Origin of the sequence: Methanobrevibacter sp. (assembly GCF_017447225.1) — an archaeon.
In the GTDB taxonomy this organism is placed as follows: Archaea; Methanobacteriota; Methanobacteria; order Methanobacteriales; family Methanobacteriaceae; genus Methanocatella.
This window is the reverse complement of record NZ_JAFSNZ010000090.1, coordinates 1-26,137: the sequence shown is the minus strand read 5'-3', so window position 1 is coordinate 26,137 and position 26,137 is coordinate 1. Positions and strand designations below refer to the sequence as shown.

28 protein-coding genes are annotated in these 26,137 nt (G+C 33.1%); 15 read left to right on the top strand and 13 right to left on the bottom strand.

The window, feature by feature from the left end; genetic code table 11:
• Nucleotides 1-2,057: 2,057 nt before the first annotated feature.
• The 4 genes from argS to IJQ68_RS08735 are packed head-to-tail and all read right to left on the bottom strand — an operon-like array spanning nt 2,058 to nt 6,122.
• Nucleotides 2,058-3,758, bottom strand: a complete 1,701-nt coding sequence (gene argS / locus IJQ68_RS08750; protein WP_292799296.1) for an arginine--tRNA ligase — start codon at nt 3,756-3,758, stop codon at nt 2,058-2,060.
• Nucleotides 3,759-3,777: 19 nt separating this feature from the next.
• Nucleotides 3,778-4,200 (bottom strand): signal peptidase I, encoded by a 423-nt coding sequence (locus tag IJQ68_RS08745; RefSeq protein WP_292799294.1) that lies wholly within the window; start codon nt 4,198-4,200, stop codon nt 3,778-3,780.
• A gap of 9 nt (nt 4,201-4,209) precedes the next feature.
• On the bottom strand, nt 4,210-5,484 hold the full coding sequence (gene hemL, locus IJQ68_RS08740; protein ID WP_292799292.1) for a glutamate-1-semialdehyde 2,1-aminomutase: 1,275 nt from the start codon (nt 5,482-5,484) through the stop codon (nt 4,210-4,212).
• Between the two features lie 8 nt (nt 5,485-5,492).
• A complete protein-coding gene (locus IJQ68_RS08735) occupies nt 5,493-6,122 on the bottom strand; it encodes a cobalt-precorrin-8 methylmutase (RefSeq protein ID WP_292799290.1) in 630 nt (209 codons plus the stop codon).
• 154 nt (nt 6,123-6,276) lie between these two features.
• Between IJQ68_RS08735 and IJQ68_RS08730 the strand changes: the two genes are divergently transcribed.
• From IJQ68_RS08730 to IJQ68_RS08720, 3 genes are read left to right on the top strand one after another with little or no spacing between them, the layout of a single operon-like run.
• Nucleotides 6,277-6,954 (top strand): hypothetical protein, encoded by a 678-nt coding sequence (locus tag IJQ68_RS08730; protein WP_292799288.1) that lies wholly within the window; start codon nt 6,277-6,279, stop codon nt 6,952-6,954.
• A gap of 1 nt (nt 6,955) precedes the next feature.
• A complete protein-coding gene (locus IJQ68_RS08725) occupies nt 6,956-7,126 on the top strand; it encodes a hypothetical protein (RefSeq protein ID WP_292799286.1) in 171 nt (56 codons plus the stop codon).
• A 27-nt stretch (nt 7,127-7,153) separates the two neighbouring features.
• Nucleotides 7,154-7,321: a hypothetical protein gene (locus IJQ68_RS08720; protein WP_292799284.1), complete on the top strand. Its 168-nt coding sequence runs from the start codon at nt 7,154-7,156 to the stop codon at nt 7,319-7,321.
• A gap of 22 nt (nt 7,322-7,343) precedes the next feature.
• On the opposite strand, the gene IJQ68_RS08715 is transcribed toward IJQ68_RS08720, so the two are convergent.
• Nucleotides 7,344-8,528 carry an aminoacetone oxidase family FAD-binding enzyme gene (locus IJQ68_RS08715; protein ID WP_292799282.1) on the bottom strand — a complete coding sequence of 395 codons (1,185 nt, stop codon included), beginning with the start codon at nt 8,526-8,528 and terminating at the stop codon, nt 7,344-7,346.
• A gap of 7 nt (nt 8,529-8,535) precedes the next feature.
• A complete protein-coding gene (gene aspS / locus IJQ68_RS08710) occupies nt 8,536-9,855 on the bottom strand; it encodes an aspartate--tRNA(Asn) ligase (RefSeq protein WP_292799280.1) in 1,320 nt (439 codons plus the stop codon).
• A 160-nt stretch (nt 9,856-10,015) separates the two neighbouring features.
• On the opposite strand from aspS, the gene IJQ68_RS08705 reads away from it, so the two are divergent.
• On the top strand, nt 10,016-10,729 hold the full coding sequence (locus IJQ68_RS08705; protein ID WP_292799278.1) for a zinc-ribbon domain-containing protein: 714 nt from the start codon (nt 10,016-10,018) through the stop codon (nt 10,727-10,729).
• A gap of 65 nt (nt 10,730-10,794) precedes the next feature.
• Here IJQ68_RS08705 and IJQ68_RS08700 read toward each other — a convergent pair whose 3' ends face one another.
• The 3 genes from IJQ68_RS08700 to ilvD are packed head-to-tail and all read right to left on the bottom strand — an operon-like array spanning nt 10,795 to nt 14,286.
• Nucleotides 10,795-11,334 (bottom strand): DapH/DapD/GlmU-related protein, encoded by a 540-nt coding sequence (locus IJQ68_RS08700; protein ID WP_292799276.1) that lies wholly within the window; start codon nt 11,332-11,334, stop codon nt 10,795-10,797.
• A gap of 19 nt (nt 11,335-11,353) precedes the next feature.
• Nucleotides 11,354-12,628, bottom strand: a complete 1,275-nt coding sequence (hisD, locus tag IJQ68_RS08695; protein WP_292799274.1) for a histidinol dehydrogenase — start codon at nt 12,626-12,628, stop codon at nt 11,354-11,356.
• Between the two features lie 8 nt (nt 12,629-12,636).
• On the bottom strand, nt 12,637-14,286 hold the full coding sequence (ilvD, locus tag IJQ68_RS08690) for a dihydroxy-acid dehydratase (RefSeq protein ID WP_292799272.1): 1,650 nt from the start codon (nt 14,284-14,286) through the stop codon (nt 12,637-12,639).
• A gap of 100 nt (nt 14,287-14,386) precedes the next feature.
• Here ilvD and IJQ68_RS08685 point away from each other — a divergent pair, with 100 nt between their 5' ends.
• Both IJQ68_RS08685 and argF read left to right on the top strand, forming a co-directional pair.
• Entirely contained in the window at nt 14,387-15,235 is an 849-nt protein-coding gene (locus tag IJQ68_RS08685; protein WP_292799270.1) for a TMEM175 family protein, read from the top strand.
• Between the two features lie 50 nt (nt 15,236-15,285).
• Entirely contained in the window at nt 15,286-16,194 is a 909-nt protein-coding gene (argF, locus tag IJQ68_RS08680) for an ornithine carbamoyltransferase (protein WP_292799268.1), read from the top strand.
• Here argF and IJQ68_RS08675 read toward each other — a convergent pair.
• Nucleotides 16,191-16,472: a zinc-ribbon domain-containing protein gene (locus IJQ68_RS08675; RefSeq protein WP_292799266.1), complete on the bottom strand. Its 282-nt coding sequence runs from the start codon at nt 16,470-16,472 to the stop codon at nt 16,191-16,193. The two genes, argF and IJQ68_RS08675, sit on opposite strands and share 4 nt — an antisense overlap.
• On the bottom strand, nt 16,469-16,783 hold the full coding sequence (locus tag IJQ68_RS08670; RefSeq protein WP_292799264.1) for a DUF2085 domain-containing protein: 315 nt from the start codon (nt 16,781-16,783) through the stop codon (nt 16,469-16,471). The genes IJQ68_RS08675 and IJQ68_RS08670 overlap by 4 nt, the downstream gene beginning before the upstream one ends.
• A gap of 108 nt (nt 16,784-16,891) precedes the next feature.
• On the opposite strand from IJQ68_RS08670, the gene IJQ68_RS08665 reads away from it, so the two are divergent.
• From IJQ68_RS08665 to IJQ68_RS08625, 9 genes are all read left to right on the top strand, one after another.
• Nucleotides 16,892-17,386, top strand: a complete 495-nt coding sequence (locus tag IJQ68_RS08665; protein WP_292799262.1) for an isoprenylcysteine carboxylmethyltransferase family protein — start codon at nt 16,892-16,894, stop codon at nt 17,384-17,386.
• Between the two features lie 171 nt (nt 17,387-17,557).
• A complete protein-coding gene (locus tag IJQ68_RS08660; protein ID WP_292799260.1) occupies nt 17,558-18,601 on the top strand; it encodes a hypothetical protein in 1,044 nt (347 codons plus the stop codon).
• A gap of 49 nt (nt 18,602-18,650) precedes the next feature.
• The gene (locus IJQ68_RS08655; RefSeq protein WP_292799258.1) at nt 18,651-18,956 is read left to right on the top strand and encodes a hypothetical protein; all 306 of its coding nucleotides are present in this window, start codon (nt 18,651-18,653) and stop codon (nt 18,954-18,956) included.
• Between the two features lie 103 nt (nt 18,957-19,059).
• Nucleotides 19,060-20,754 (top strand): acetolactate synthase large subunit, encoded by a 1,695-nt coding sequence (locus IJQ68_RS08650; protein ID WP_292799256.1) that lies wholly within the window; start codon nt 19,060-19,062, stop codon nt 20,752-20,754.
• Nucleotides 20,755-21,240, top strand: coding sequence for an acetolactate synthase small subunit (gene ilvN, locus IJQ68_RS08645; RefSeq protein WP_292799254.1), 486 nt, complete (start codon nt 20,755-20,757; stop codon nt 21,238-21,240).
• 1 nt (nt 21,241) lies between these two features.
• Entirely contained in the window at nt 21,242-21,769 is a 528-nt protein-coding gene (locus tag IJQ68_RS08640; RefSeq protein ID WP_292799252.1) for a carbonic anhydrase, read from the top strand.
• Nucleotides 21,770-21,796: 27 nt separating this feature from the next.
• The gene (locus tag IJQ68_RS08635; protein ID WP_292799250.1) at nt 21,797-22,297 is read left to right on the top strand and encodes a methylated-DNA--[protein]-cysteine S-methyltransferase; all 501 of its coding nucleotides are present in this window, start codon (nt 21,797-21,799) and stop codon (nt 22,295-22,297) included.
• Between the two features lie 444 nt (nt 22,298-22,741).
• Nucleotides 22,742-23,764, top strand: a complete 1,023-nt coding sequence (locus IJQ68_RS08630; protein WP_292799248.1) for a hypothetical protein — start codon at nt 22,742-22,744, stop codon at nt 23,762-23,764.
• A gap of 15 nt (nt 23,765-23,779) precedes the next feature.
• On the top strand, nt 23,780-24,808 hold the full coding sequence (locus IJQ68_RS08625) for a hypothetical protein (RefSeq protein WP_292799246.1): 1,029 nt from the start codon (nt 23,780-23,782) through the stop codon (nt 24,806-24,808).
• Between the two features lie 85 nt (nt 24,809-24,893).
• Here IJQ68_RS08625 and IJQ68_RS08620 read toward each other — a convergent pair whose 3' ends face one another.
• Both IJQ68_RS08620 and IJQ68_RS08615 read right to left on the bottom strand, forming a co-directional pair.
• Entirely contained in the window at nt 24,894-25,667 is a 774-nt protein-coding gene (locus IJQ68_RS08620; RefSeq protein ID WP_292799244.1) for a transposase, read from the bottom strand.
• Nucleotides 25,668-25,693: 26 nt separating this feature from the next.
• On the bottom strand, nt 25,694-26,137 hold a 444-nt coding region (locus IJQ68_RS08615), incomplete at its 5' end, for a helix-turn-helix domain-containing protein (protein ID WP_292799242.1).

Sequence of the window (26,137 nt, the reverse complement as noted above, 5' to 3'; positions counted from 1 at the left end):
TTAATCTGGGTTTAATCGATAATGAAATGTTTAAATAAAAATTATTTCATAGGTATTCATCCAATTCATATCTCATATTATTATATAGGATTTTTGCCAATGATGCTATTTTTTTATAGCTGAGGCAGTACATCCCCTGATGTAATTAAACATAAAAGAATTAAGAATATTTTGATTGTTGATGAAATATTATCAATCAACAATCCTTTATTCTGTATTCCAGACCAATGATACTATGAAGTATTGATAAAAATTGGTTTTAATGATCTATAATATTATAGGATATTTAGGATTAGTTTTAAGGAGAGTTTACATGTATATTTTCCTAAATATTCCTATTTTATAGGTCAATAATTTTAATTCCATGTTTTTATCATGTAACTGATGATACTTTTATAGTGAAGGTTTTTTATATTCAGTACTAAATTGCATTAATAATTCTATTTGAAAAGTGTTCGTTGATATTTAGTAAATTTATCTCAATAAAAATTTTTATAGTATTAATTTGTCAATTTTATATTCTTGAAATTGAATTTTAATGTTTAGCACTGAATTAAATGAAATATGTGGTTGTTATTTTTAGTTATTGTGATATTTAATCTAATTTCATCAACAATCATGTTTTCTATTAAATATGGGGGTAGATTCATGTTTATTCGTGGCCGATGATGCTACTTTTTTGTAGTGGAGGCTTTCATGGTATATCATTTATTGGAATTGATGTGGAAATTTGTTTAATAAAAAGTTTGTTAGTTTGGTTTAAGAGTTATTATCTCATTTGGTATTTTCACTCCCTTTACGAAAATTAAAATGTATTATTCTTTAATTAAATCTAAAGGTTTTATTTTTCCAGTTTCTCATTGATTTATGCCGATGATACTATTTTTTTGTAGTGGAGGCTTTTATGGTATATCATTTGATTGGAAAATTGATGTGGAAATTGGTTTAATAAAAAATTCATTAGTTTGGTTTAAGAGTTATATTATTTGATTTTGTATTTTCACTCCCTTCGAAAATTAAAATGTATTATTCTTAATTTTAAATTAATAGAATTAATATTTTCCATTTTCCAATTTTTTTTCCAAAATATACTTTTTAATTAGTATAAAAAACATGGTTATGTTTTACCATTTTATAAAATGGTACTTAAGAGTTTAATTATGGTTAATATTGGCAAAGGCCATATTAATTATATTTAAATTCTTTTTGTATGGGAATTAATTAAAAGTATATGTTATTTAGTTGTAAAAGTTTAGGATATTGCTTTAATGAGTTTTATATTTTATTATCTCTTAAAATATGAAGTCGATGATGCATTTTATTTTGTTGAGGCTTGAAAGGAAAATTATGGTTTAAAAATAATATCTCAACCAATCATATTTTTTCCTTTTTTTATCTGCAATAAGGATTAATTTATATTTGCCTGTGATGCTAATTTTAGTTGAGGCTAAAAATCCCCCAAAGGGTTTAAATTAATTATAAGATGTGGGTAAAATATGATTTTTTATCATATTTTATCCTTAAATTAAAATAAGGATAAAAATATGGACGGTGAAGTCGCTTTAGCGGTAGTAAGTGTTTTTATAATATCATGTTTGATTATAGGAATAATTCTGATAATTAAATTATTTTTTGATTTAGTAATTTGATCGATGATGCTATACTTTTTTTTAGTGGAGATTAAGGTGTATATTGGAGTGGTTAATTAATTTATTTGATTTATTTCTCTAACTTATTATTTTTCAGGTTAATTAATCCATTATATTCCATTTTAAGACAGCCTATGATGCAATAATGTGATTTTTTGTGGAGGCAAAAACACACCATACGGTTAGATTGAAAGGATATGATTTTTATTCATATTCTCCTTTTTATAGAAAAATTGCAAACTTAACCTTTTTCATACACATATTAAATATTTTATTTTATTATAAAGAAGTATGCTTATACTATTTTAATAGAATGGTTAATTAAATTATATTTTTATTATTATACTATTAATTTAATCATATCTAAAATTAATAAAAAAAGAAGTAAAAGATGAGTTAATTACTCATCTACATTTTTTCTGGAGCCGGAACTCCTAAAATATCAAGTGCATTTTTGATGGTTGTTTTTGCCCTGTCAACCAATATAAGTCTTGTGTCTTCAACTTCAGATCCGATAACTTGCTGGGATTTGTAGAATTTGTTGAATGATCCTGCAAGGTCCTGACAGTATTGGGTAATGTTGTGAACTCTTTTTTTGTTGGCGCAGTCTTCAACAACCTGTGGGAACTTAGCAATCAATCTTACTAAATCCTGTTCTGATTCATTTGGCACCCAGTCATCTGCAATTTCAAGTGAAGAAATGTCTTTTTCGGACTTTTCAAGTAGCTTGCATGCTCTTGCATGTGCATATTGGATGGAAGCGCAGCCTCTTTCAAAGCTTAATGCTTCATCCCATTTGAATGTCAGGTGTTTTTCAGGGGACAGTTTTGCAATAAAAAATCTTATAGCACCAATTCCGATTTTTTCAGCCATTGGTTTGACTTCATCATCACTCAAATCAGGGTTTCTGGATTTGATTTCTTCTGTTGCCCTTTGAATTGCTTCATCCACCAAATCATCAACGGATACGAATTTTCCTCTTCTTGTGGACATTGACCCTTCAGGTAATGTAATGAATTCATAGAATATTACTTCAGGAGCCTTTTCTTTAAGGATTTCTTCGAAAATCACTTTCATCTGCTTGGAAGACAGTTTATGGTCTGAACCTAAGATATCCAAAACGGTATCGCCTAATGTAGCTTTGTATCTGTGATAAGCCAAATCTCTTGTGGAGTATAGGGATGTACCATTTGATCTTCTGAGCACGAATTCCTTTTCGATATTGTAGAAGGTAAGGTCAATGTAGTCAACCTCTTCATGTGACACGAATCCTTCTTTTTCAAAGTAATTTACAAGGTCATTGACTTCGCCGTTTCTTACGAATGTGCCTTCCCATACAAAGTCGTCGTGGTAAATGTTGATTCTGTGAAGGGTGTCTTTGATTCCGGATACGCAGCTTTCAACCACATGCTCGAAAGTCTTGTTCAACTCTTCATCTTCGCCTTTTTCATATTTTTGTATAAGTTCACTTACCTTTTCATTTGCACTTTCGCTTTCTTCAACTTCCTTGTTTGCCAAAAAGTATAGCTTACCGATTTTTTCATCGATTTTTTCGCCTTCCTGCTCTTCGATTTTGAGTCCCATTTCGGTTATACCGTAAACGATGATTGCGATTTGGCGTCCCATGTCATTTACATAGTATTGGGTTTCGACTTCACGACCGGCTAATTTCAATAGTCTTGCAAGGGAATCTCCGAAAATTGAGTTACGTACATGTCCTATATGTAAAGGACCATTCGGATTTGCGGAAGTGTGTTCCAAAACGATTTTTTCATCAGTTTTTTCAAGCTGTCCGTAGTTTTCATCGACTCTTTTAAGCAATTCTTTTGAAAATTTGGAGTAGTCAATAAAGAAATTAACGTAAGGGCCGAAGTTTTGAACTTTTTCAAATATTTCCGGAACTTCGATTTTGGAAACCAAATCTTCAGCAACGAGATTTGGGGATGTTTTCAATTTCTTTGTAAGTGCGAAAGCTATTGTACTTGCAAGGTCTCCTAGTTTAGGGTCTGGAGGAAATTCCAAACGGAAATTCCTGTCTATTTCTTCATCATATTGATCTAATGCTTTGTTTAAAGCATCAATAGCTTGTTTTTCTATTTCAAAATACATTAACTCACCTTTTTGATAATCATAATCCTCTTAACCATAATGAAAGATTACCGATATATGGAATAACGATAGGGGTGTCTCCCCATGTAAGAACTCTGGATTCTATCTGATCAGCGGTCACATAATACGGATCCGTCCGATTGTTATTATCTCCCTTTATCACATACATCGTCGTGCCGTTTATTTCTGCAATTCTTATAATTCTGTGAATGACTGGCTGTTCAAACCATTCCGCATTATAAACTACAATGTCACCCACTTCAACTTCACTAGCATTAAACTCATGTAATCCAAAAAAATCGGCTTTTTCAATTGCAACAATATCTCCTCTATAAAATACTGGTTCCATACTTCCTGAAACTACCACATTCAAGTGTTGAGCAAGAATCAGGACAAGTACAAGGATGATGACATATGATGCAATTTCTTTGTAATCTACCATTTTAACACCTTAAAATCTATTTTTCTTTTTAAAAGCCACAGCAAGTGCATTTTCAATAGCATCTGAAGTGTCCTGCAAATCTGCCATGCTGTGTGCGCTTGAAATAAAGTTACATTCAAATTGGCTAGGCGGTATAAAGACGCCTTCCTTTAAAAGAGCTCTAAAGTATCTTAAGAACCTTTCGGTATCTGACTTTTGAGCGTCAGCATAATTGTAAACTTCTGCAGGATTCAAGTATATCTGAAACATTGATGCAAGTCCTACGCATTGGATGTTGTACTGCTCATCGTCTATTATTGATTCAATGTTTCCTCTCAGGAAATTGCCTTTTCTTTCCAAATCCTTATAAAACTTATCGTCCAGCTGTGACAATGTGGACAATCCTGCCTGGACAGAAATTGGGTTACCGCTAAATGTGCCTGCCTGATAAACCGGTCCTTGTGGAGCAATCAACTCCATTATTTTTCTTTTACCGCAGAAAGCACCCATTGGAAGTCCTCCACCAACAATCTTACCTAATGTTGTTAAATCTGGAGTGACACCATAATACTCTTGAGCTCCACCTCTTGAAGCTCTAAATCCGGTTATGACTTCATCAAATATTAATACAATGTCATTTTCTTCAGTAATTTTGCGTACAAACTCTAAAAATCCTGGTTTAGGTTCAATGCAACCGACATTACCCATAACGACTTCCATTATTAAACATGCAATCTCATTACCTTCTTTTTCGATTAAATCAGTTAATGCTTCTTCATCATTGAATGGAACGGACAATGTATTTTTTGTGGTGTCGGTTGGAATGCCTGCTGAGTCCGGAAGGCATGCTGCACCTGATCCTCCTTTTACCAAAACGTAATCGTGAGCTCCATGATAGGCTCCTTCAAACTTGATGATTTTGTTACGTCCGGTAAAGCCACGGGCCAATCTGATAGCACTCATAGTAGCTTCAGTTCCGCTGTTACAGAATCTTACCATTTCTGCTGAAGGGATTCTGTCAACAACTTCTTTTGCGAGTTTAATCTCATTTTCTGTCGGAGCGCCATATGCTGAACCGATTGTCATCTGGTTTGATACCTCACGCACAACCTTAGGATCGGCATGTCCAAGTATTAACGGACCGTATGCAAGGCAGTGGTCAATATAGGTATTTTCTTCACTATCGGTTATCTTACAGCCTCCGGCACTTTTTACGAAGAACGGATAAGGCTTAAACGCACGCACTGGGGAGTTGACTCCGCCAGGGAAGTACTTTTTGGATTCATTAAATAATTCTTCAGTCATTTTATCACTTATAAATGTTGGATTAATGAGTTTACACAAGCAACTGCTATAGGTGTTCCGCCTTTTGGACCTTCAGTAATGACATTAGGGATATTTGAATTTCTTAAGGCTTCTTTAGAATCTGCAGCTCCTACAAAACCGACAGGAACTCCAACTATTGCCTTAAGGTTAATTTCACCTTTATCGTATAGATCCATTGCCTCAAAAACAGCTGTCGGAGCATTACCTGAAACAACAATTCCTTCAAAATCGTTTTGGCTAGCATATCTGATTGCTGCAGCCGCTCTAGTAATCTGATGCTCTTTAGCTATTTTTTTTACTTCCTCATTTTTGATATAACATTCAACTTCTCCTTCATAGCGTGTTATTCCATATTTAACCATATTAATATCGGTAAGTATGGTTTCATTGTTTCTCAATGACTTCATTGCCTCTTCAACAAAATCATCACTGATATGGACAAGCTTGGCATATTCCGGGTCAGCTGTTGAGTGAACTATACGCTCTACAATGTCTTTTTCAGCAGGTTTCAAATCTTTAATTTCATCACCTATAAGACCACGGATAATCTCCCTACTTCTATTGGCAATATCGAGGCCCTGTTTAGTTGATGCACCCATAAACATTTGGTCTGTCATATTATATGTATATGTAAAAAAACAGTTAAAATATTTTAGTATTTGACCTACTCATTGAAAAATTTCAAAGTGATTATAATATTACAATAAGCAAGTAAAATTGTTTTCAGTTGAAACTGACTATTTTAAATAGTTTATTTATCAATTAACTAGTATGTTAACTATTAGAAAAAATTTAAAAACATATCTGGTGTCATTTATTAATGCATTTAAAATTGATGACAGAGGAGCATTTGTGCTGCCGTTTGAATTGAGGCTCAAAGACCAGGAATTCTTGAAGTATTGTCATCTGGATGTGGACTGGGATATACCTTCTATATCTAGTGAGGATTTGCCGGATGAATTCTGCCAAAAAGCGGTTAAGCTAGTTGATTTGTTTAGAAGAAAAACCGTCCATCTTCCTTATGAATGCATGCTTTTCTTCGATTATAAGACTGGAGAAATCATATACTGTTTTGTTGAAGATAATTTCGACGTGTTAATTTTTGATGAGATATATGAAAGCCATTTTGAAGGCAAAAATGTGGCCAGCATCCATAATCATCCTAAAGGATTCTTGTCAGCTCCCTCAGGTGAAAATTTTCAGATTTTAGAAATAGAAAATGAAGATTATGAGTTAATCTGTGGTTATGATGAATTTTGGATTTTGGAAGCAAAAGGAGTTTTTGATAAAGAGGTTGTTGAGGAAATTCGCAGTAATGCAAGAGATTTATATTCTAATTCTTTGAATTTCAGGGGTGATTTTGATGATGTGTATAGCGAATTTCTGATAAAATTTATTAGTGATGAAATAAAAGATAATATTAAATTAACTAAAGTGAGGTATCATTAACATGTCACCTGAGAAAGCTACTGTTATTTTTAGGGATGGTTGGGATCCTATTGGTTCTGCAAATCCTACTGAAGAAGAACATCGCGAAGCTGTAAAAAATATAGAATCTATTTATAGAAAAATTGGTATTATTCTTCATTTAGAGAAGTTAACTCATATTGATTTGTATTGATGAGTTATTTTAATGGGTATCATTAACATGTCACCTGAGAAAGCTACTGTTATTTTTAGGGATGATTGGGATCCTATTGGTTCCGTGAATCCTACTGAAGAAGAGAAATTAGAAGCTGAAAAGGCTATCGAAGATTTCTATGATGAAATAGGAATAAATTTGAAACTTCAAAAATCAACTTTCATTGATGTATAAAGTTATTTTTCCTATTCTTTTTTTATTTACTTGCAGATTTCCCGGCTAAAAAACCGGTTGAAAAAGCTATTTTTAAATTATATCCTCCGGTAGGTCCGTCCAGGTCTAGAACTTCGCCGGCAAAATAAAGGTTTGGTGTTATTTTTGATTCCATAGTTTTTGGATTGATGTTTTTCAAGTCAACTCCGCCGACTGTAACCTTGGCCAAATCTTTGTTGAAGTCAACTATTTCAAATGTAAATCTTTTAAGATTTTCAATTAATCTGTTTTTACTTTTCTTATTTATTCTGCTTAATTGGGTATCAGATGCCAAATCAATACTGTTGAGGAAGTATTCGATGAAATTTTTTGTCAGATACTCTTTAAGATAGTTTTTGATTTGAGTTTTTCCTTTTGATGAGAAATCATTATCAAATTTCAGTTTTAAATCTTCACGACTTATTTCAGGAAGCAAATCAATGGATATTTGACAATTTATATCAAAATTATCATCTAAAATATCATAATCCATGTCCTTTGATATTTTACTGCTCAAATCTATTATTCCGGGGCCTGTCAGGCCAACATGACTAATCAGCACATTGCCTTTAACATGCGATTTTTTATATGTGCATTCAACGTTTTCAAGGGTAATTCCGGCTATTTCACTTAAATCCTCTTTTGTAATTAACGGTGAGAGACCATATTTTATTTTGGTTAATGGTTCATTAATTAAGGAATAATTATCCAAGCTACATCCGGTTTGAGGATATGTAATGCCTCCGGTAGCTATTATGACCTTTTTAGCCTTAATATCATCATTTATAATAAAATCATCTGTTATTTTTCTGACTTCATAATTTAAGCGCACTTCAACATTGTCCAGATGCTTTTTCAAGCCGTTTAAAACGTCAGCCGATTTTTCGCTTTCAGGAAAAATTCTGTTGTTGTCTTCTTCAATAAAGTCAAAATCAAAGAGATTAAATAAATCTTCATTGGTGAAGGTGTAAAATGAGTGTTTTAAGAAATTCTTTTCATCAAAAAAAGTTAATAGCTTTTTAAGTGGTTTGTTGTTGGTAATATTGCATCTTCCTCCACCGGTCAAAAGCAATTTTTTACCTAAAGAGGAATTCTTTTCAAGCAATACTACATTCAGGTCTGCTGAGGAGGCAATTGCGGCCATCATTCCAGCGGGACCACCACCTATAATAGCTATATCATATTCCATTTTAATCTTATGGAGTTAATCTGTGTCTGTCTCTTGGGAAGAGTACACATTCACGGATGTTTTCAGATCCGGTAAGCACCATAGTTAATCTGTCAGCACCCACACCCCATCCTGCATGAGGAGGCATTCCGTATTCGAATGCTTTCAGGTAGCTTCCAAATCCGTCCGGGTTTAAATCCCTTTCTTCGATTTGTTTTACGAGCAAATCGTATTGGTGAACACGGGTAGCTCCGGAAGATAATTCAAGGTTATTGTACATTAAATCGAATGCATGAGCGTATTTTTCATCATCTTCAAACGGCATTACATAAAATGGTTTGATTGCTGAAGGCCATTTGGTCAAGAAGTAAAATCCTCCCATAGTGTCTCCTAATGCCTTTTCAGCGTCACGTGATAAGTCTTCTCCCCATTCCATTTCAACGCCTTTTGCGTTGATGATGTCAACTGCTTCATCGTAGGTTACATGTGGGAAATCACCGTCAGCTTCAGGTAATTCATGACCTAAAATTTCTAACTCTTCTGAACAGTTTTCATTGATGTCTGCGATAACATTGACGAGCATATCGTTTAAGACTTTCATCATGTCTTCATCATCCATAAATGAAGCTTCTGCATCAATAGAAACGGCTTCATTCAAGTGTCTTAAGGTATCGTGCTCTTCTGCTCTGAAAATCTGGCCGATTTCGAATACTTTGTCCATTCCACTGCCCATCATCATCTGTTTGTATAATTGTGGGGATTGACCGAGGAATGCTTCTTTTTCAAAGTAAGTGATAGGGAACAGTTCTGTTCCACCTTCAGTAGCTGATGCTACGAGTTTAGGAGTATTGATTTCATAAAATCCATTTCCATAAAAGAAATCTCTTACGGTATGGAACATTTGTCCTTTAATTTTGAATATTGCAGATACATTTTCTTTTCTTAAGTCCAAGAATCTTGAATTGAGTCTGGTATCAATTTCAGCTTTTACCTTTTCGGTTGGATCCATTGGTAAAGGTTGATTTGATAAGTTTAACATTTTAATTTCTTTAGGAATGATTTCAACACCGTTAGGTGCTTTTCCTGCTTCTTGTACAGTACCTTTAACTGCTACAACGGATTCTTTTCTGAAAGCTCTTAACTCTTCTAATATTTCAGCATCCACTTTTTTGGATGGTGCTGTTATTTGTACTCTACCGGTTACGTCACGGATGATTACAAAGATGATTCCACCTAAATCACGGATTTCATGAACCCATCCCATGATTGTAACGTCTTCTCCAGCTATTTCAGGAGTTGTATCTTTAGCGTAATTAGTTCTTCTCCAATCATTTAATAAACCTTGCAATTAATTCACCTCAGGTTATAAAAATAAATTTTCATTATGCATTTAATTCTATAATTAATCTTTAATAAAAGTTGACATTATTAGAATTGTTTTTAAAAACATTTTTTTAATAAGACCAACATAGTTAATAAGTAGATAACAAATTGTTATGAGGTATTCTATGTTTTGTCCTAAATGTGGAAAAGAAATAAATGATGGTTCAAAATTTTGTAAGCATTGTGGAAATCAAATCAAACAACCGAATACCGTCTCAGATACTCCTAGCTCTTCAAATTCATCAGGTGATGATAAAACTAAAAAAATCATCATTGGCGTATTGATTGCGGCTATTGCAGTTTTAGCAATTGTTTTAGTTGGCTTTGGCACTGGAATGTTTAATGGAGATTCTTCAGACAGTGCAACTGCCGACAGTCAAGTTCAACAGGAAACTCCTTCCAAATCAGTTTCTTTAAGCAGTTTTCCTGTTAGCGAAGCTCCTGCATTAGCTCAAGCTATTAAGAGTTCAGGCGGTAATTTCCCGGTACAGTTCCAGTCACTTTCATTGTCAAAAGCACAATGTCTGTATATTCTATCAAAATCAATTACTTTAATCGGTAGCGGTGATTCTGATGCATCCATATCTGTAGGAGATCCTTCATATGCTGCTCATCCAAGCGGAAGAGATAATTCACAGACCATTGCACGTGAAAATTATGTTGATATGAGCAACAGATTCTCATCATGGATTGAAAGAAATTCTGCTGTTCCAAATTATGTTGGTGTGTATTCCGGTGGTGTTGCTGACATTTCACCATCAAGAATGTTGGACATCTGTGTAAGTATAATGATAGATTACGGAAATACCCACAGCTTGCCGGCATCCGTAAATATTTAAGTGATTTTAAATCACTCTTTTTCTTTTTTTATTTAAAAATTTATATAGTGATGGTTAGTTAATTTTTAATCGAATTTTTCTTTATCTAGTGTTTTAACGACACGTGCAGGTGAACCGACGACAACTGCATAATCAGGAACGTCTTTTGTTACTATTGCTCCGGCACCAACAATTGCATATTTTCCGACTGTAACACCTGGCAATATGCTTGCGCCGGCTCCAATCCATGATCCTTTCTTAATAAGAATAGGCCTGCAGATTAACACCTGTCTGTCATATTCATCATGGTTATTTGAAAGAAGCTGAACGTTTGCGGCTAGCATTACTTCATCTTCAATTGTTATTCCCCCTCTTGCCATCAAAAGGCTGTTGGAATTGATGAAGACGTTATCACCAATTTTAATATGGTCAAATGCCGCTCCGGATATTGGGGCAATAATCATACTGTTTTCACCTAAATTATCGCCCAACAGTTCCTTCAAAAGGGCATTGTATTCATCACTGTTCGGCAGAGTGTGATTCAGTTTGAATACGATTTCAGCCATTTTTCCCGCTTCAATCATTTCTTCTTGTGTCATTTCACGCATATCCACTAACTCTTCCATATTAATCACATTTAAAAGATTATTTTTCCAGTCTTCTTTTGAATGAATCTGAATGAGCGAAAAATCCTTCATATTCGGCTATCGGAACGGATGTTTTGGACAGCTCAGCCAGACCTTCTTTTGTAATCCTTTGAACAGTAGGTTTTTTGATGAATGCTTCGGTTGAAAGGCCGGAATACATTTTTGCTCCACCGCCCGTAGGCAATACATGATTTGTTCCTGATCCGTAGTCTCCTGCTGCCACTGGAGAGTATTTTCCTAAAAATATTGATCCGGCATTCTTGATTTTTGATAGTGTTTCATCATCGTCTTTTGTGGTTATGATTAAATGTTCTGGAGCATATTCGTTTGTAACATGAATAGCTTCATCAAATGTAGTAGTGATAATAATTTTTCCACTTTTTGACAATGACTCTTCAATGATTTCACGTCTAGGAGCGATTTTGGTTAATTTTAAAACATATTCGTTAACTTCTTTGGCTAATTCCTCGTCATCTGTCACTAAAAAGCATGATGCATTAGGGTCATGCTCTGCCTGAGCCAGAATATCTGTTGCTAAAAATTCAGCTTCAGCACTTTTATCAGCTAAAATCAGCACTTCTGATGGGCCTGCCGGAAACTCTATGTCTACCTGGCCGTAGACCAGTTTTTTAGCTGCTGTAACGAAGATATTTCCAGGACCCACGATTTTTTCAACTCTTGGAATTGATTCTGTTCCGTAGGCTAGGGCTCCGATTGCCTGTGCTCCACCTACTTTGTAGATTTCATCAGCTCCTGCAATATCGGCTGCAACAAGAATTGCATCAAGAATTTTTCCGTCCTTTTGAGGAGGCGTTACACAGACTACCTTTTCAACGCCTGCGATTTTAGCAGGAATCACAGTCATCAGTATTGAAGACGGATAAGCTGCTCTTCCGCCGGGAATATAGCATCCTGCAGAGTTGATTGGCCTTACGATTTGGCCTGCAACAATTCCAGGGTTAACTTTAATTTCCCATTCGCTAGGGATTTGCTTTTTGTGGAACTTTTCAATGTTTTGGGCGGCCTGTTTTAAAGCAGTTAGCAATGAATCATCCAAAGTCTCGTAAGCTTCTTTAATCTCTTCATCTGAAACTTTCAGGTTTTCAACCAGCACCCCATCAAATTTTTCAGTATAGGATTTAACTGCTTTATCTCCGTTATTTTTAACGTTATCCAGTATCTCAGACACGGTATCAAGGACATTATTTACGTCCTGTTCTGATCTTTTTATTGTTTCGGATAAGTCTATTTCTTCGTATTTTAATATATCCATCATTAACACTACCTTAGGATAGCTCCACTGTCTGCTGATTGAACCAGTTTCTGATAAATGCTTAGCCAGCCGTCAACGTTACTTTCGGGATGTTTGACTGATTTTAATCTTTCAGCTATTTCCTCATCACTTAATTCCACATTAATGGATCTGTTTTTAATGTCTATTTCAATCATATCTCCATTCTGAACAGCGGCAATAGGACCTGATGCCATTGCTTCCGGTGAGACATGTCCTATGCAAGGTCCACGGGTTCCTCCGGAGAATCTTCCATCAGTTATAAGACCTACATCTTTTATTCCCATTCCTGCAAGGGCGGATGTTGCATTTAGCATTTCCCTCATTCCAGGACCGCCTTTCGGACCTTCATAGATAATAACGACAATATCCCTTTCCTCAATTTCATGATTGAATATTGCTTCTGTCACTTCCTCTTCGGAGTGATATACTTTAGCAGGTCCTTTGAGATGCATCAATTCCTCTGCAACAGCTCCTTTTTTAACAACACTTCCGTTTGGAGCAATATTACCTTTAAGAATGGCTATTCCGCCATCTTCATGGTATGGATTGTCTAATGTGTGGATAACATCAGTATTTTTATTTTCAACATCTTTTAAATTCTTTTCGATGCTTTTTCCGGTAACTGTCAATGGTGTAGTATTAATTTTGTCTCCCAATGTTTTTAAAACAGCAGGAATTCCTCCGGCCAAATGTAAATCCATCATTGTATCTTCACCTGCAGGTGAAATTAATGTAATATGTGGAACTTCACGGCTGATTTCATCAAATAATTCCAAATCAACGTCAACGCCGTCAACTTCACTTGCAATTGCAGGTATGTGGAGTGCGGTATTTGATGAGCCTCCAAGAGCCATATCTATCGCAATCGCATTGTTGAATGCTTCCTGTGTAAGGATATCTGATGGTTTAATGTCTTTTTCAACCAGTTCAATAATCTGTTTTCCGGATTCATATGCCATCTGGTTGTTTTCTTCAGTATCTGCATGTGTTGTGGCGCATAAAGGAAGTGAGAGCCCTAATGTTTCTGTAATACATGCCATTGTGTTTGCTGTAAAGAGTCCTGAACAGCTTCCTGCTCCAGGACATGCGCATTTTTCCATTTCATAGACTTCCTCTTCTGAGATTTTTCCTGCAGAATGTTCACCGACAGCTTCAAAAACAGTAATTAGGTCCGCATTTTTACCTTTATACTCACCCGCAGCCATTGGTCCTCCGGTAACGACAATACTTGGCACGTCAACACGGCATGCTCCCATTATCATACCCGGTACTACCTTATCACAGCTTGGAATTAAAACTAATCCGTCAAATGCATGTCCTTTTGTCATACTTTCAACAGTTGCTGCAATAATTTCTCTTGAAGGAAGGGAATACTTCATTCCTTCGTGATTCATACTGATTCCGTCACATATTGCCATTGTATCAAATTCGAAAGGAATACCTCCAGCAGCAATGATTCCCTCTTTTACGAATTCGACCAAATCTCTAAGGTGGATATGTCCCGGAACGATATCGGTAAAACTGTTTGCAATACCGATGAACGGCTTTTTAAAGTCATCATCATCAAGCCCGCAAGCCCTTAAAAGAGACCTGTGTGGAGCTCTTTGAATCCCTTTTTTAATATTATCACTTTTCATTTAATCACCTACTAGATTATAAATATATTTTTCAAATGCTTTAAATCTTTATATTATTTAAAAAATAAATTAAGTTAATATAGAACTTTTTGGTGTTTTGATGACTCAAGAGGATTTGGAAAAGTATGAGGAATTAATTGATTTAAAAAATCAGATAGACTCACAAATAGAAGATATTAAGAGCAGTGCTGATGAGGAAACTGTTGAAAAAATGGAAAGGTTATATGCGTATCTTAAGTCCAGAGGAAAATTAAAACCTGAAGATGATATAGATGAAAGAATACAACAGTTAAATAATGTAAATCGTCGTTTAAGTTATTATCAGCGTTTTTTAAATGCTTTTGAAAGGGATGTTGACATTGATCCCGGAAGATTATTGGGTCTTACTGACGGCATTTTCGGAATGGTCATGACATTACTTATCTTCGGTATGGCACTTCCAGAAATACAGCTATTAACTGAAGGAGATTTTTTAGCTTTTATACAGTCATTAGCACCTACAGTCGGCGTTACATTGGTCAGTTTTATTCTGCTGGCATGTTTCTGGATTTATCATCATGAATTCATCAAAGTTAAAACCCTTAATATACCATATCTATGGCTGAATGTTTTCTTTTTGGCATGCATATCATTTATTCCTTTCACAACATCAATAATCGGAGCATATTCAAAATTCTTCCTGGCAGAAGTCATTTTTGGACTGAATATTTTTCTGACGCTTGTATTTTTCATGCTGATGTTTTGGTATGCAAACCACAGGAATTTCCTTGAAAGGAAAATTTCCATCAGCGAAAAAAAATATACCTACACAACATTTTTCATCATAATGGGATTGACTATGCTCGTTAACATCTTAGATTTTCGTGTTTCAAGCAATTTCATTTATCTGTTCTTTTTAGTTCCGGTAATCTCCACAATAAGAGACATTAGATTTAAAATGAAAACATAACATTTAATATATATTAATAATAAATATTTTATTTTATTGAGGGGATTTGAATGGATAGTTTATTATCTATTTGTGATATTAAAGAGGATGTTTCATACATCATTGATTTAGCAAGTAAAATTAAAGCAGGCGAAACAGAAGAAAGGCCATTGGAAGGAAAGACCTTAGCAATGATTTTCCAAAAGTCATCCACCAGAACCAGAGTGTCCTTTGATGTAGGAATGTATCAGTTAGGTGGAAGAGCAATATTCTTATCATCCAATGATTTACAGATGGGAAGAGGAGAGCCAATTTCCGATACTGCACGTGTTTTAAGCCGCTTCGTTGATGGAATAATGATTAGAGCCATTGAACATGATGATGTAATTGAGCTTGCAAAATATTCAGATGTCCCTGTTATCAGCGGACTTACCAATTTAGAGCATCCTTGCCAGGCTTTGGCTGATGTGCTAACCATTAAAGAACATTTCGGCACTTTTGAAGATAAAAAGATCTGCTTTGTCGGTGACGGAAACAATGTATGTAATTCCCTTTTATTAATTGCTCCTCTTTTAGGAATGGATATGTCCGTTGCATGTCCTGAAGGCTATGAACCAAATGAAGACATTTTAAAAATAGCCAATGAATATGCAAAAGAAAATAATACTGAAATCACTGTTTCTCATGACATCAATGTTGCACTTGATGATGTTGATGTCGTTTATACTGATGTTTGGGTAAGTATGGGTGATGAAGCTGAAAAAGCACAAAGAGAAAAAGACTTTGCACCTTACCAGGTCAATCAGGAATTAATGGATTTGGCTAATGATGGAGCTATATTCATGCACTGTCTGCCTGCAATCAGAGGTCAGGAAGTTTCAGCTGAAGTCATTGACGGACCTCAATCAGTAATCTATGATGAGGCTGAAAACAGGCTTCATGCACAAAAGGCTGTCCTTTATTACTATTTAAAAGACTAATGGCCTGCAATTGCAAAGATTATAAATAAGAAGAACATGCAGATGCAGCAGCCCCAGCACCATTTATCATCATCGTCCTTTTTATTATTTTTAGTATTTGTGCTGGATGAGCTTGTATGAACTGTATTTGTTCTGATTGGACCTTCATCAGTTTCAACAGTAACCTTTTTAGCTGTCGTCTGTTTTTTAGGCTCTTCATAAACTAAATTAACACCACATTTTCTACAGAATCTGCTCCCATTGGGATTATCTTCACCACATTCTGGACAATAAATCATAAATAAACACCTATAATATTATAAAAAATTCTAACAGCTATTTTCATAAAGATTATTAAACCGATTCCTCCAATGAATCCTGTTGTGAATCTTAAATTATTATTGCTTTCCCTTAATTTTAAAAGTTGTGTAAAGCCATCAATTGCAGTCGGTATCATTAATATTATGGATATTATGAACAGATTTAAGCTATAATCAATTGGATAGAATAGATTATAGACTAAAAATACTGCTAAACCTGTATAAAAGCCTGTACATCTTGCACACACCGGAAACTGGTGATTCTTGTAGAAGAAACTTCTCTCAGGCATCCTATGACATAAAATTTTTGAATATTTCATAATAATCCAAGTTAATTAATTGTGTTTAAATTATTTTAAGTTTTAAATATATAACTTTTCTTATATAGTAATTAAGAGGTGATATTTATCAGCAACGAAAAACATTTGCCTGTATATGGGGTTGGACCATATCTGATTGGAGCAATGCTAATTGTTTCATTGGTGGCAATAACTCTGTCTTTTAATAAGATTATTCCGGTTTATTCATATGAATCTTTAAATTGGCTTTTGATAATCCTTGCTGTTGTGCTTGTAATTGATGGAGTATTTCTTTGGCTTGCCGCTTTAAGAATCTCAAAAATAGATGAAAGAATCAAAAACGGTCAATTGGTAACAGATGGAGTCTATGCCCTGGTACGCCATCCTATATATTCAGCATGGCTGCAGATAAGCACAGCATTAGTTTTATTCTCACAAAATCTGATTCTATTGGTGTTGCCTATTATTTTTTGGATATTTTTAACCATTGCAATGATTAAAACTGAAGAAAAATGGCTGCTTGAAAAATTCGGAAATGATTATGTTTTATACTGTCAGACAACCAACAGATTCATTCCATTTATGAAGTTATAATTGCTTTTCATAGATTATAACTCAACTATTTTTTACCTTTTCATTAGAATATTGCTTTAATCAAGTTATATTGTCTGTAAAGAAATAAAATAATTTATATATTATAAATAACCAATTATAATCATCAAATTAAAGTTACTAGTATTTTTAGTTCTTAAACTGGTGATTAAAATGATATTAAAACCTATTGATAATACAATTAAAAATAAATATGATTCGATTTTCAAGATTGCAACCCATGCATTTGTAAATGCATTAATTCCACTAATTGAACTGCCTGATGATGATTACAAAATTCGCTCATGTGAAATATTTTCTCCGGGCGGTGATGTTAAATCAATGGATATATTGTTGGAAGGTGGAAATGGCGATGTAAATATCGAATTTCACAAGCAACCATTAATAAAGAGGGATTTAGACCGTGATTTTGGATATGTGTCTAATTATTATCTGAAGGATGGCAAAACTATCGATCAAAAAATAGTGGTCGTTGACATGGACAGAGAATCTATAGAAAAGATTCAGATAACTCCACATAATTCATATAAGGGAAACTATTACTATGTCCCTAACATTGATGGATGTGAAGTGTTAAGTAGTATAAAACATAAAATAAAAAATAACCAAAAAATAACAGAATATGAAAAATATGTTTTTTCTATTCTTCCATTAACAAATCACAGTTACCAAAATGAAGAAAAGCTAGTTGAAGAGTTATGCTACCTTACTCAAAAGCTAAATATTTCTGAAAGGGACAAAGATTCAATTTCTCTTTGCCATTTAATTTTATTGGAGCTATTTGTTAATGATCAATTTCTATATAAAAAACTTTTAGGAGTGATAACAATGACATCATCATTTATTGAAAACTATGAAAATGAATTAAAAAAAGAAACTGAGAAAGTCAAGACTGAATATGAAAATTTTAAAAATGAGGCTGAGGCTAGGATTGAAGATGCTGAGGCTAGGGTTGAAGATGCTGAGGCTAGGGTTGAAGATGCTGAGGCTAGGGTTGAAGATGCTGAGGCTAGGGTTGAAGATGCTGAGGCTAGGGTTGAGGATGCTGAGGCTAGGGTTGAAGATGCTAGGGATGAAACTAGGACTATTAAGGAAAATAGTGAACAGTTTTTTTCTGAGATTAATTCTAATGCTGAAAAGCTTGGTTTATCTGATTCACAGAAAAAAGTGTTATTTTCAACTACTATTAAATTTTAGTCTTTAAATAACTCTTTTTATTTTTTTTTAAATTTTTGAGGTGATTTTAGTGTCATTATCTTTCATTGAACAATATGAAAATGAATTAAAAAAAGAAACTGAGAAAGTCAAGACTGAATATGAAAATTTTAAAAATGAGGCTGAGGCTAGGATTGAAGATGCTGAGGCTAGGGTTGAGGATGCTGAGGTTAGGGTTGAGGATGCTGAGGTTAGGGTTGAGGATGCTAGGGATGAAACTAGGACTATTAAGGAAAATTGTGAACAGTTTTTTTCTGAGATTAATTCTAATGCTGAAAAGCTTGGTTTGTCCGATTCTCAAAAAGAAATTTTGTTTTCAACATCAGTTAAATTTTAATTTTTTCTATTTTTTATTTTCAAATCTGAAACCAAGATAATTATATATATTTCACTTAACAAAAATTATTCCATAATAAAAGATTTTAATAAAGGTTTTAGAAATGAGAGGCGGAGAAGCAATAATTGAATCCCTTAAAAAAATGGGAGTAGAAACAATATTTGGTTATCCTGGAGGACAAACCATACCTTTCTATGATATGTTATATGATGCAGACATCAATCATATCCTAGTCAGGCACGAACAGGCAGCAGCCCATGCGGCTGATGGATTTGCAAGGGCTTCAGGCAAAGTGGGTGTGTGTTTAGCTACTTCAGGACCGGGTGCAACAAACTTAGTAACTGGGATTGCTACTTCTTTTATGGATTCTTCTCCTATTGTAGCTATTACTGGACAAGTTCCAACTCATTTAATTGGAAATGACGCATTTCAGGAAGCAGATATAATCGGTATAACTATGCCTATTGTCAAGCATAGTTTTCAGCCAAAAGATCCTAATTTAATACCTTCAATAATCAAGACTAGTTTTGAATTAGCTGCAAGCGGAAGGCCAGGGCCTGTTTTAATAGATGTTCCAAAAGAAGTTCAGGAAGGAGAATTAACTTATTTCAAGGATAATCTTATTCAGACACCAGGTTATAATCCAACTCTAAAAGGTAATCCTAGACAAATTAAAAAGGCTTATGAATTGATTAAGGAAGCTAAAAGGCCATTAATCCTTGCAGGTGCCGGTGTCATTTTGGCAAATGCATGTGATGAGCTTAACGAATTTGCGCATATGATTAATGCGCCGGTTATGACCTCACTTTTAGGTAAAGGAGCTTTTGATGAAACTGATGATTTGGCTTTGGGAATGCTTGGAATGCATGGAAGAAAAGTTTCCAATGATTCAATCAATGAATGTGACTTATTGATAGCTATTGGTATCAGATTTTCAGACAGAACCACCGGAAGGCTTGACAGCTTTGTTCCAGACAGCAAAATTATTCACATTGACATAGATCCTGCTGAAATAGGCAAGAATGTTGAAGTCGACTTGCCGATTGTAGGGGATGCTTTAAATATTTTAAAATCATTAAATGAATTGTTTAAAGGACATATTCCTTCAGATGATGCGAATTCATGGGCAAATAAAATAATACAAAGGAAAAATGATTTGTTGCCAAGACTTACTTACGATGATGTTCCGCTCAAGCCGCAAACAGTAATCAAAGAAATCAGCGAAGTATTAACAGCTGATTCTATATTAACGACCGATGTAGGTCAAAACCAGATGTGGGCGGCTCACTTTTATGACACTCAAAAGCCACGCAAGTTCATTTCATCCGGAGGACTCGGAACAATGGGATTCGGTTTCCCATCAGCTATTGGTGCAAAGGTCGCCTGTCCTGATGATGTAGTTGTTTCAGTTAATGGAGACGGCGGATTTTTAATGAACTGTCAGGAACTGGCTACGGTTCATGACTATGATATACCGGTCATTGCAATTGTATTGGAGAACAGGACTTTAGGAATGGTATATCAATGGCAAAGTCTGTTATATGACGGAAGACATTCACAAACCGAATTTGGCGATAGTCCTAACTTTGTAAAACTAGCAGAAAGTTTCGGAATTGATGCAGTTAATGTGGAAAAACCTGGCGAAACTAAAGAAGCTTTAAAATCAGCTATTAAAGACAATGAAGCAATGTTAATTAATGTTGTAGTTGACTCTGAGGAAGCTTTGCCTATGTTGCCTCCGGGAGCAGGCATCAATGAAATGATTGGTGAATATAAACTTGAAAAAGATGTGATTTAGATGGATGTAAAATATCATGTTATAAGTACACTTGTAGAAAACAGGCCTGGAGTTTTACAGAAAGTGGCCGGATTATTCACTAGAAGAGATTTCAACATCGACAGCATTACGGTGGGCGAGTCAGAAGTTGAAGGGCTTGCAAGAATGGTCATCACTGTAAAGGCTGATGATAAATTATTGGAACAGGTTACAAAGCAACTTAACAAATTAGTTGATGTTATCAAGATTAAAGATATTTCTAAAAATGCAGTTAAAAGGGAATTATGTCTTGTAAAGGTCAATATTCCTAATGAAAAGGCAAGAGCTGAAATAATGCAGTATGTTAATATTTTCAGAGCAAAAATTGTTGATGTAACTGAAGAGACATTAATAATTGAAATAACTGGGGATATGGAGAAAATCAATGCATTTATATCTTTATTAAAAGGTTATGGAATCAAAAAGATTTCAAGAACCGGACTTACCGCAATGGCTAGGGGAGTTTAAAATGACAATATTGGAGAATGTTTTAAAAGACAATAAAGAATTTGTGGAAAACTTTGAAGGCACTGAAATGTCTCACCATGCAGCTAAAAAATTAGCTATCCTAACCTGTATGGACTGCAGACTGATAGACTTTTTTGAACCTGCATTAGGTCTTAAAAGAGGAGATGCAAAAATTGTCAGAAATGCAGGAAACTCCATCGTAGGAGAAGATGCAATCAGATCAATTGGAGCAGCCCTATACAATCTTGGAGCTGAAGAGGTAATGGTTGTAGGTCACACTGAATGTGGTATGGCAGGTGCTGACGCTGAAGCTTTAAAAGAAAAAATGCTTGCTAGAGGCATTAAGGAAGAAGACATTGCTAAATATGACTTGGCTGAATGGATTGGTGGATTTGAATCCGAAGAGGAAAACGTTAAAGACGTTGTGGAAAAAATTAAAAACCACCCATTAATTCCTGATGTACCGGTACATGGTCTTATCATCGATATTGTAACTGGTGAGTTAAAAGTCTTAGTAGATGGTTACTAAATCATCTATTTTCTTATTTTTTTTAATATGATTAATTCAACGCATTATTCATCACCGATAGGAGAAATTCTGCTTGCTTCTAAAGACAATAAGTTGATTGGAGCATGGTTTGAAGGTCAGAAATATTATATGGCCAATATTAACGATAAATTAGTTGAAAAAGAAGATAAAACGTTAATTAACACTAAAAATTGGCTTGATCGATATTTTATTGGCGAAAAGCCTTCCATTGATGAAGTTGATCTGGCGCCTGAAGGAACAGACTTTAGATGTGAGGTATGGAAAATTCTTTGTGAGATTCCATACGGTAAAACCATTACTTATAAGGATATCGCTTCTATGATAGCTCAAAAAAGGGGCATTGAAATAATGTCTGCTCAGGCTGTCGGCGGAGCGGTTGGTCACAATCCGATTTCCATAATCATTCCATGCCATAGAGTTTTAGGAAGTGACGGAAGCCTAACTGGTTATGCAGGTGGTTTGAACAGGAAAATATTTCTCTTAAGGCATGAAAACTGTGAATTCTAATTTTAATTTTATATCTTTTCTTATAATGAAAGAAGTGATATAAAAATTATTTGATTTTTTTGTCCAAATTATTTTAAAAAATTCAATTAAATATTATTCTAAAATTTACCAATAAATTAGTTTATGTATTTATTTTAAAGTTATTTCTATATATTCATTCGGATTTATTCAAAAAATTGTTAATTATATTCATTTTTTTATTTAAAGTTCAATCATATGTTTTATATAGTATAAAATAATAATTAACTATTAGGGGATTAAAAAATATTATACTCGAATTTTTTTAATTTTTTGAGTTCTTATTAATATTTTTTAATCTCTTTTTTTATTTTATAGAAGATTAAAAATTGGAGGATAATTAAAAATTATGAAAAAATTCTTATAATTCAAATAATGCTGGTAATTCTTGTATTAATTTCTATTAATTCTGTTAATGCAACATATGTGTCAGAAAATGAAACAATTATGGGTATTTCAGACGATAACAAATTGAATTTAGATTTATATTATTCAGATTTATTGACTTCTGGTGAAAAAAATATTTACATTAATAAAGATAATTATAATCCTGCTTCAATATTAAATGAAAATAATACAATTTTTCATTTTGATGCAGGTACTTATAATCTTAATTTAAATAATATTGAGGATAAAAATTTAAAATTTATTGGTGTCGATTCAACAATATTCACTAATAATAATGATTTTATTATTAGTAAGTCTAATGTTCAATTTGAAAATATTCAATTTAGAAATTTAAGATTTGAATTATTAGATAGTACACTTACATTTAATAATGTTGAAGCATCTGATATTAATTTAAATAAAAATGGAGGATTTATTTTTTGTAATAATGGATTTAATACAATTAATATTAATAAATCTAAATTCAATAATAATAATGTTTTAAGTAGTACTGCAGGTACAATATTTTTAAATAATGGTATTTTAAATTGTTATAATTCAAATTTTACTCATAATACTGCATTGCAATCTGGTGCCGTGTATTTAAATAATGCATATGCACAATTTATTGGTTGTTTGTTTAATCATGATGTATCTTCTGATAAAGAAAGTGGAGCAATATTTATCAAAAATTCTGATTGCAATATTTCAAATACTAATTTCAATTATTGCTCTGCAGATAATGGTGCTGCATTATCTACATTAAATTCAAAAACATCAGTTATTAATTCAAATTTCATTGGCAACACAGTAAATACTATTAATGGTGGAATTATTTATGGGATGTATGGATCATTATCCATAAACAATACGAATTTTAAAAATAATGATGCTAATAATGGTGCAATAATTTATACAGACAGCATAATTTTTGATTTATCTAATGTAAAGTATTCAAACAATAAAAATTCAATTAATGTTTATGCAGAAGATAGTCAATTTAGTCTATATAGAAATAATACATATACACCAATTTTTAGTAATCAAATTGTTGTAACTTAAATGGAGGTTAAATGAATGATATTTAAAAAACTAATTATAATTTTGATTGCGATTATTTGTATTTCTTCCGGGGCATTTGCGATATTTTCAAGCCAACCATTAGAAAATACAATTACTGACAATAATGACATTCACTTAAATGAGATTAACAATATATCATCTTCCGAATCACTTAATGATTTTGTAAATGATTTTGAAGATTATTGGCAGTATAGTTATGGGCATGTAATCAATGTTGACGGTGAATTAAGACATTATTTAAATGATAAAGGTCTTTATTATTTGGAATCTGAAGGATTAGCTGATAGATATGTTCAATGTGTTGAATGTGGCGGTTATATTCCTATTGGTCCAATAAATAATCCGTTACCAAAAGCAGCAATATGTCATCATGACACTAGTGAGGCACAATCAAAATTCTCTGAATATAGCAAATATAGTGTTTCCCGTGATGAAGCATACAATACTTGGGTTGAAAGAGGCATGCCAGTTTTTGATGATGAACATTTACTCATTTCTCAAATGGATAATCTTTCAAACTCTGATGATTATAAATTTCTTGCTGTTTACTGTAAAGATTGTGATGGTTTTGTCCAGTTAAAAGATTATTCTAATGATATAGTAAAATTCATGAGATATTTCACTAAAGGCAATTATGTTCTTATAAATGTTTTTTCAACATCTGAGCCTTATAAATCATGTTCTCATTATACGGGTACTTTAGATATATTAAATGCTCCTGTTGAAGATTTCCATTCTGGATGGTTTAAAAGTATAAATGATTATAATGATTGGTTAACTTGGATACAAGATGTTAATGAAATATTAAAGGAAAAATCAAATAATCAAGATTCTGAAACAATTTCACATGCTATTGATGTAAAGAATAATTCTGATGATGCATCTGTTGTATCTTATGTTCCTGGTGTGGTTGACATGTTAATTGATGATAATGTAGGGCATGCTAGTGATAATACGTCTGATGTATCTTATGTTCCTCATGATTTTGTTCCTGGTGTGGTTGATATGCCTGAAGATATTTGAGAATATAGTTTATCAAGCAGATTCATAGATTTTGAGTAGAACAAATATAAAAATTATAGTTCACGACACTAAAAATTATAAAAGTTCATAGGAACTTCCAGAGCCAATTTTTCCAATAACTTTCATTATCAACTACTTGTTTAAATTCATTTTCAAAGATAAATTTTAGTTGTTCGATGCTTGTTATAAATTTTCTTGAAATTTTAGCTTTTATTGTTCTCCAAACTTGTTCTATTGGATTATATTTTGGAGAATAAGGTGGTAAATGAATTAAATCCATATTTAAAATGTTGCATAATTCTGTGAAAACGGTTGCATGATGGACACTATAATTATCTAAGATTACTGCTATTGGTTTTTCCATTATTAATTGATGTTGTAAGTTTTTATCCATAAAATATGATAATAACATTGCTTTTTGAAGATTTTCAAGTACCTGATTGGATTTAGTTTTGAAATTTAAAGGATTTTTCACAAGTCTTTCTAATAATTTTTTGAAAGTATTACTTTTCTTAGATAAGATTTTTAAAGCTAATAATAGTTTTTCATAGTTTTTTTCATTATTAACAGTGGTTAAAATATTTTCTAACTCTAAATCTTTATTATTTATTATTTTTTCTAATTTAGATTTTAATTGTTTATTTTCAATATTTTGGATAGTGATGGTTATCATAAATTTCATCATTTCAAAGGTTTTTGTATTATCTAAGAATGATATGAAAGATTTTCCATTTATTGCTTGCACTCCAAGTGCATTTAAGGATAATCGTGTTGTTGGTTGTATTTTAATGTTTTTTGTGCCTTTTTTATTATAACATCTTTGACTGTTATCTTGATTTTGACAATAAGTTTGATCCAAAAACACGACAGTGAAATTTTCTAAATCTAAATGTCGGGTGTTTTTTTTAACTGTTCTTCAGCATCTTTTGGCATTTTGGCGTATATTTTGTAAGGTTTGGTGTAAGTATAGTCTAATTTCTTCATTATACGTTCAATACTTCTTAAACTATATTCAACGCCAAATAATGTTTTAATTAGATGTTTTACTTCTTTTGCAGTTTTTAAATTATTATCTTGGATTGCTTTGTCTAAAATTAAGAATTGTTCGTCTGTTAGTTTGGATTGGCCTTTGGAACCTTGTTTTCTTTTTAATGCTTCCATACCACCATCATTCCATTGTTTAATCCAATTATATGCTGTTCCTTGACTAATTCCATGTTTATTAATGATGTCGTTTATTGGTTCATCATGTAAAACGTCTAAAATTACATATAATTTATTTAAAACTCGTGTATCATTCTCTAACTTTTTGATTTCCGTTTGAATCTC